At 37.7% G+C, this 7836-nt stretch carries 7 protein-coding genes; 3 read left to right on the top strand and 4 right to left on the bottom strand.

What is annotated here, in order from left to right; genetic code table 11:
- Window positions 1–479: 479 nt before the first annotated feature.
- The 3 genes from DS885_RS08330 (at window position 480) to DS885_RS08320 (ending at window position 4394) form a co-directional block, all read left to right on the top strand.
- Window positions 480–1874, top strand: a complete 1395-nt coding sequence (locus DS885_RS08330; RefSeq protein ID WP_113818976.1) for an ATP-binding protein — start codon at window positions 480–482, stop codon at window positions 1872–1874.
- Window positions 1875–1892: 18 nt separating this feature from the next.
- Window positions 1893–2561: a response regulator gene (locus DS885_RS08325; protein WP_113818975.1), complete on the top strand. Its 669-nt coding sequence runs from the start codon at window positions 1893–1895 to the stop codon at window positions 2559–2561.
- Window positions 2562–2747: 186 nt separating this feature from the next.
- Complete coding sequence (locus DS885_RS08320; RefSeq protein WP_113818974.1) at window positions 2748–4394, top strand: hypothetical protein; 1647 nt, start codon at window positions 2748–2750, stop codon at window positions 4392–4394.
- A gap of 311 nt (window positions 4395–4705) precedes the next feature.
- On the opposite strand, the gene DS885_RS08315 is transcribed toward DS885_RS08320, so the two are convergent.
- From DS885_RS08315 to DS885_RS08300, 4 genes are all read right to left on the bottom strand, one after another.
- The gene (locus DS885_RS08315) at window positions 4706–5587 is read right to left on the bottom strand and encodes a LysR family transcriptional regulator (protein ID WP_113818973.1); all 882 of its coding nucleotides are present in this window, start codon (window positions 5585–5587) and stop codon (window positions 4706–4708) included.
- Between the two features lie 112 nt (window positions 5588–5699).
- Window positions 5700–6332 carry a thiamine phosphate synthase gene (gene thiE / locus DS885_RS08310; protein WP_113818972.1) on the bottom strand — a complete coding sequence of 211 codons (633 nt, stop codon included), beginning with the start codon at window positions 6330–6332 and terminating at the stop codon, window positions 5700–5702.
- Window positions 6333–6349: 17 nt separating this feature from the next.
- Complete coding sequence (thiM, locus tag DS885_RS08305) at window positions 6350–7156, bottom strand: hydroxyethylthiazole kinase (protein ID WP_113818971.1); 807 nt, start codon at window positions 7154–7156, stop codon at window positions 6350–6352.
- Window positions 7156–7833, bottom strand: a complete 678-nt coding sequence (locus DS885_RS08300; RefSeq protein ID WP_113818970.1) for a TenA family protein — start codon at window positions 7831–7833, stop codon at window positions 7156–7158. The genes thiM and DS885_RS08300 overlap by 1 nt, the downstream gene beginning before the upstream one ends.
- Window positions 7834–7836 lie beyond the last annotated feature (3 nt).

The raw sequence follows: 7836 nt of genomic DNA, 5'->3' as shown, positions 1-7836 counted from the left end.
AAATAATCCTAATTAACATTTAATATGCGACATATTCGTCGCATTAAATAAAAAGCTCACTTCGGTGAGTTTTTTTGTATATGATATTCGCTATATGATAGTCATATTGATGACATAACGGCTACCATCTTTACATAAAGGCATAATACCAATCATAGTAAGTAACTGATCTATTTTACTTGTTAAAACAACTTATTTTTTCGTTGTAAGTTTCGTATAGGGAACAACCATTTACATCAACTTACGCCTCAAACTAAGCCATTTTTCCGGCGCAAAATTTAGATCAGTTATTTAATACAATTGGTATAACGGGCTATTGGAAAGGGCGAACTTTTACTCATTAAACTATGTCATAGAAAAAATAATGTTCATTTTTGGTGCAGTTGTCTGTTATTACGATAAAAATGATATTATGTACTTTCGGTTATAAGCTATGCCTATCTTATACTTTGTTTACTTTTACTGTTTAAGGGTGCTTGATGCGTCTTACCTTGTTTAAAAAAATTCTATTTTCTATGTTACTGATCAGTTCCTTGATGGTGATCGGTATCGCCAGTTTAATTGATGATAGCTTTCAACAAGGGTTACAGCGTTATTTAAACCATGGAGAAGAGCGGAAACTACGCCTAGTGTCAGAAAACCTTTCCTCCTATTATTCTGAAGATAAAGGGTGGGATGAGTTAACACCTGAAGTAGCAGAATTTATTCTCGGGCGTATTTTTGCGCGACCATCAGAAAATAGTAGTGAACCACAAAAAGCTCGATCACGTTATGTGGCTCGATTACTGAGACGTATTACTGTATTTGATAATAACTGGAGGCCGCTATGGAATAAAGACATCACACTAGGCAATGATGAGATAATTAAAGTGCCAATCAGATATAACCATAAACTGGTGGGCTGGGTAGCGACTAAGAAGCGAGACATTACACCTGGCGCTTTAGAAAGTAGTTTTCATCAGCAACAAAAGTACAATTTAATGTGGATTGTATTGTGGGTGACATTAATCTCCTTTGTGCTGTCATGGTTGTTAGTGCGTCACTTATTAACGCCTTTGAAACGCTTGGAAGATGCAACTAGTTCAATACAAGAAGGCGATTACCAAACTAAAATACAAATAGATGGTGAAGATGAGTTAGCTGCGTTATCAATGCGTTTTAATGAATTAAGCCAAAGCTTATTAGTGCAAAAAGAGACCAGAGAACAATGGTTGGCTGATATCTCACATGAATTACGCACCCCTATTTCCGTGTTAAAAAGCGAAATTGAAGCATTACAGGATGGTATCCGCAAACCAGAGCCTAAGTATATTGACTCTTTGCATTACCAAGTACAAAACTTGAATAAACTGGTGAATGATTTATATCAGTTATCCTTATCCGATGCGGGCATGCAATTTGATTTAACTGAGTCGGTTAACATTAAGAAACTAATTGAAAATAATTGCTTACAATATCAATTACGTTTTCAAGAGAAAAAAATTCAGTTACAACATTATTTTCAAGAAAGTGCAGTTAATACAATTACCGGAGACAGTAAGGCTTTGACTCAACTCTTCTCTAATTTATTCGAGAACAGTTTACGTTATACCGATGGTCCTGGTATTTTAAATGTGCAAGTCACCCAAGATAAAAAGATCATGCAAATTCGTATTGAAGATAGTGCGCCTGGTGTGCCAGATGCTGCATTACCTAAACTATTCGAACGTTTGTTTAGGGTTGATGAATCACGAAGTCGTTTAAGTGGTGGTTCAGGTTTAGGTTTATCTATTTGCCAAACGATTGTCAAAGCACACCATGGCAAAATGTTAGCAAGCCATTCAGAGCTAGGTGGTTTAGCGATCACTATTAACCTGCCTATCTCATCAAAATAATTGTTTAAAGGAAGTGTTATGTCACAACGTATCTTAATTGTGGAAGATGAAGAGTCCTTAGCACAAGTGCTAAGCGAGTATCTTAGTTTATCGGGTTTTGTTACCGATGTGATTAATGATGGCAGTCAAGCCATTGACTGGTTAAAAAACAATCCTATTGATCTGTTAATCTTAGATCTTATGTTACCAGGGAAAAATGGTTTAGATATCTACCGAGAACTACGTACCTTTAGTGAGGTTCCTGTGGTGATGGCAACCGCTCGTGTAGATGAAATCGATCGCCTTATTGGTTTAGAGCTAGGTGCTGACGATTATATTTGTAAGCCTTATAGTCCACGTGAAGTAGTGGTACGTGTAAAGAATATATTAAGGCGTGCTAGTGACGATACAAAAGCCTTTGAGCAAATTTTAAGTATTAATGAGTCAACTATGCAAGTATTAGTGAAAGGGCAAGAGGTTAGCTTAACACGTGCAGAATTCCGTCTTCTTGCCCACTTTCATCAACACAAAGACCAAGTATTTAGCCGGGAGCAATTAATGTCGCAAATCTATTCTGATAACCGAGTAGTAACAGATAGAACCATTGATAGCCATATTAAAAACCTACGTCGTAAGATACAAAATGTCGATGCCGAGGTTGATTGTATTCAATCAATTTATGGTGTGGGTTATAAGTTCGCACTATAAAGCCACTATTCAGTGTATCGCCTCAATGAGGCGATACACATCAACATTCAGTGATCAATATCTCTTAAAAAATAGCATAAAAACGCTAACTCCTTAATTTATCCATATTTCCTGCACATTGCTTCTCTATTATCTCTACATCGGCTTAGAACAGAGCCATTATTACTAAAGTAAAAAGAGGTTTATATGAAAAAGTTATTTATGTTAAGCAGTGTTGCATTAATCGTTTCTAGCTCTCTAACAATGGCTGCAGTGAATAAAGTTGCAAATAACGACTTCGCAAGTTTTGATAGCAACAACAATGGTGAAATTAGCCAAGAAGAAGCAACGGGTAAATTAGCTAAGCGTTTTGATAAAGTGGATGCGGATGCAAACGGTTCAATTTCAAAAGCAGAGTTTGAGAACATCAAACAAATGAAGAAAGATCGTAAACAACCTAAGTTTGCTGATTTTGATACTAATAATGATGGTGAAATTACTAAAGCTGAATTTGATGCTGCAAAACCAATGCATAAAGGTAAGCAATCTAAGAAGCCTGAGTTTGCACAAGTAGATACAAACAAAGATGGCGCTATCACTAAAGATGAGGCAAAAGGTGGTTTAGCGAAGCACTTTGATAAAATTGATAGTGACGCAAACGGTTCATTATCAACGACTGAATACAACGCAATGGAAAACATGCGTAAAGGTGGAAACCATAAATTAGACTTCTCTGATGTGGACACAAACGCTGATAAAGCTATCTCTAAGAGTGAAGCTAAAGGCATGTTGTTAAAGCATTTTGATAAAGTAGATAGCAATGATGATGGTACAATCTCTGAAGCTGAATTCGCAAAAATTCAAGAGATGCATAAAGGTAAAGGCAGAGGTCATAAAAAACCAAGCTTTGAGAAAATTGATAGCAACAGTGATGGTGTGATCAGCAAAGACGAAGCAAAAGGTCGCTTGGCTGAAAACTTCGATAAAATCGATGCAGATAAAAGTGGTGACCTTACTAAACAAGAGTTAAAAGCTGCGTTTGATATGCACAAAGGTCAAGGCCATAAAAAAGCTAACTTTAAGAAAATGGATAGCAATGATGATGGTGTGATCAGCAAAGACGAAGCAAAAGGTCGCTTGGCTGAAAACTTCGATAAAATCGATGCAGATAAAAGTGGTGACCTTACTAAACAAGAGTTAAAAGCTGCGTTTGATATGCACAAAGGTAAAGCCCATAAAAAAGCTAACTTTAAGAAAATGGATAGCAATGATGATGGTGTGATCAGTAAAGACGAAGCAAAAGGGCGTTTAGCAGATAACTTTGATAAAATTGATGCAGACAACAGTGGCGATATTACTAAGCAAGAGCTAAAAGCAGCCTCAAAAATGCACAAAGGTAAAGGCCATAAAAAACCAAGCTTTGATAAAATCGATGCGAATAACGATGGTGCAATCACTAAAGATGAAGCAAAAGGGCGTTTACTAAAAGGCTTCGATAAAGTTGATACAGACTCAGATGGTAAAATTACTTCTGCTGAGTTTGAGTTAGTGAAAAAAATGCATAAAGGTAAAGGTCACCCAAAAGCAAACTTTGAGAAATTCGATACAAATAACGACGGTGCAATCACTAAAGATGAAGCAAAAGGGCGTTTATTAAAAGGTTTTGATAAGTTAGATAGTAATGCTGATGGTAAAATTACACAACAAGAGATTGATGCAAAAGTTATCATGAAGCATAAAGGTCAAAAACGTCCTACATTCGACATGTTAGATGCAAATGGCGATGGTAAAGTTACAAATGTTGAATTTAATAACTTTTTACAACATAAAGGTGAGATGAAAAAAGCTAAATAAACGGGTATTTCCCCTATTCACCAGCTAATCTTAAAATGCCTGAAAAGTTCGCTTATCGGGCATTTTTGTATAGGGGCATTTCGTTTAAGGATTATACTAATCATACTAATTAACTGATCTATTTTACTTGAAAATAACTTATTTCTTTGTTGTGAATTTCGTAAGGGAACAGCCATTAAAGAATGAATATCTTTTCGTTCATTCTCCGACAGATGATTAACGAAGTTAATCACCGATAGGCTCAATTAACGCCTTAAACTAAGTCATTTTTCCTACGCAAAATTTAGATCACTTATTTAATCTAATCAGTATTATAAAGTCCATTGACGGCAATAATTAATAAACTCTTGTAAAATTGGGCTTTGGTATTTTTCCTTATGCCAGACCAGGTATAAATCTCGCGACATATCAATATCAATAGGTAAGGTGACTACGCGTTTATCGTTTAATGCATGACGCGCTGCAGTTTTAGACATACAAGCCATCCCTAATCCCGATGCACAACAATTGATGATCGCTTCGGTACTGGTTAATTCAAAGGCGATATCCAGATCTGTTAAATGTTGCCCAATATGGTCAATAAAAAAGTGTCGTGAGCCAGAGCCTTTCTCTCGTAATATCCAATGTTGATTATGTAAATCATTTATCGTCACTACTTTATGCTTCATTAATGGATGTTCAGGATGTACAACAATCACCATCTCATCTTTTAACCATCGTTCAACGTGTAATTGTTTATCAATGAGTAAACCTTCAACCAATGCAATATCTAGCTCGTAGTCGATCAGTTGGTTACCAATACTGGTACTGTTATCGATGCACATAAATTGATCTTGATGAGTGCTCACTTGCCTGAATTGAGACAGTAAAATAGGCAGCAGGTGATTACCTACGGTATTACTCGATCCTATACGTAATTTGCCTTGAAAGTTATGACTGTCAAAGAGGGTAATAATCGCTTTGCTACGCTCTAATTGTTCATCGGCTAAAGGCAGTAAAGCCTTACCCATTTCATTAATCAATAAACGGTTATTTTTACGTTCAAACAATTTATGCCCTAGCTGCTTTTCTAACTCCGCTAACGCCATACTAACCGCTGGTTTGCTTAAAAACAGTTTATCCGCCGCTGTGGTTAAGGTTTTTTCTTGAGTGATGGTGATAAAAATATGCAGTTGTTTTAAGGTGATATTCATAATGCGCTCATTGTTATGATTAGCTTAACGATATGAGCTACAGTGTAAATTATTCTTAATAGTTTTCCAGTGACAGATTAATCGTTAGCGTTAACCTGCCCTAAAAATAGAGTTAATGGTGAGGTGTGGCTGCTTGTATCTGCTTTAATAAATCCGCAGCTGCTTGTTGTGGCGATTCTGCATGACAAATGGCTGATACTAAGGCGACACCGTCCACACCTGTCTCGATAATTGAATCTAAATTAGTGTGATTGATCCCACCAATAGCAACAATTGGGAACTGGCTAAGTTGTAGTGCTTTTATTAGCCCCTGTATTCCCCACTGTTTTTTGATATTGGTTTTGGTTGGTGTTGCAAAAATTGCACTTAAGCCAATGTAGTCCAACGGTAAATCATTTGCTTCAAGCAGTTGTTGCTCATTCTCTATGGATAACCCTAATAATTTATTTGGACCAATTAGTTTGCGGGCTAGTTGGACTGGCATATCTGTTTGTCCAAGGTGCACACCATCAGCATCAACGGCTAAAGCGACATCTACACGGTCATTAATAACAAGTGCGACTTGAGTTCCTTGTAATACCTTTTTCACGGCTTGAGCGCGCTTAATATAAGACCGAATATTATCGCCTTTCTCACGCACTTGTACCATGGTTACACCACCCGCAACGGCTTCTTTAACCACTTTTAACAGAGTTGTTAAATCTTGCTGGTCGTCAGTGACTAAATATAAACAATACGGGTTCATGTATATTCCTTGATAATTTAATTAATGGTCAGTTTTAGGTGTTGAACAATCATTTCAGAATCAACTTGGTATAGCAAATCTAAGAGATTCATTTGCAAACTGCCTGGTCCAGCTGACTTTTTCTCTGCCAGTTCACCGGCAATACCTAAAATGGCGGCTGCGGCTAAACCTGTATCTTCACCAATCGCAGCAAAGGCACCGGTTAGGGCACTTAAACTACAACCCATACCAGTAATATATGGCATCATGGCATGCCCGTTATATAACTGTATTTCAGACTGTGCTGTGATGATGTAATCCACTTCCCCAGAAATAACTACATTAGCTTGGTAAGTTTTAACTAAATAACGTGCTGCATTGACCGCCGATTCACTACTGTCTAGCGCATCCACACCTTTACTGGTCGCTTGCTCTCCGGCTAAAGCGATGATTTCAGAGGCGTTAGCACGAATAATCAGGTGCTTGGCGAGTTCTGCAATTTGACGTGAAGTCTCTGTGCGTATGCTACTCGCACCACATCCCACAGGGTCTAATACCACAGGTTTATTATTGGCATTAGCCTGCTCCACAGCATATAGCATACGTGGGATCCATTGGCTGTCTAAGGTGCCAATATTAATCACTAAAGCACCGCTAAAGGACATCATTTCCGCTAACTCTTGTCGGGAGTGCGCCATTATAGGTGAAGCTCCAATGGCTAGTAATGCATTAGCGGTATTATTCATTACCACATAATTAGTGATGTTGACCACCAGTGGTTTTTGCTCACGTAAGCTAAGTAGTGCCTCTGTGATCAATTGTTGTTTGTCTTGGATTGTAGTCATTATTTAGCTCCTTGATTGAGTGCATCTAACCCTTGTTGCCAAAAAGCCACTTCCATTCGTGTGGCTGTTTTGAACACTTTAATAAGCTGCTGGCCACGTGGGCTATTGATATCAATATCAGCTAACAACTGGTCAAGGTGTTGTGTGCTTTCAATGATGCTTTGTTGGAACTCTTCTCCACTATAGAGTTCGATCCAACTAGCAAATTCATTGCCTTCAAATAAGGTATTTTTGTCTTCAGCTAAAAATCGACCTATTTCAGCATAACCTATAGAGCAAGGCGCAAGCGCTGCATATAAATCTACGAGATCGCCTGTCATCCCAGCATCTAACACGTAACGTGTATAAGCCACAGTGCCCACATCTTCATCTTCTGCTTCTAAATCAGCTTCGTTTAATCCCCAGTTTTTACAGTAGGTAATATGGTGATTAATTTCAAAGTCCAATAATGCATGCACACTCGGTAAGGCTTTACGCATATCAGCCAATGTATTTGCTTTATAAATGGCGAGAGCATAAGCACGGGCGTACTGTTTTAAAAATAGAAAGTCTTGCTTTAAATAATGTAAAAAGCATGGCTGTGTTAGGCTGCCATTGCCAAGCTGCAATACAAAAGGGTGTTTTGTGTAGGCTTGCCAATCAGCTTGGCAAGCGTTAATTAAATCTTGATGATTCATGGT

The sequence above is a fragment of the Psychromonas sp. B3M02 genome (genome assembly GCF_003318165.1).
GTDB lineage: Bacteria > Pseudomonadota > Gammaproteobacteria > Enterobacterales > Psychromonadaceae > Psychromonas.
The sequence above is the reverse complement of the archived record's forward strand: the minus strand, read 5'-3'. Positions and strand labels throughout refer to the sequence as shown.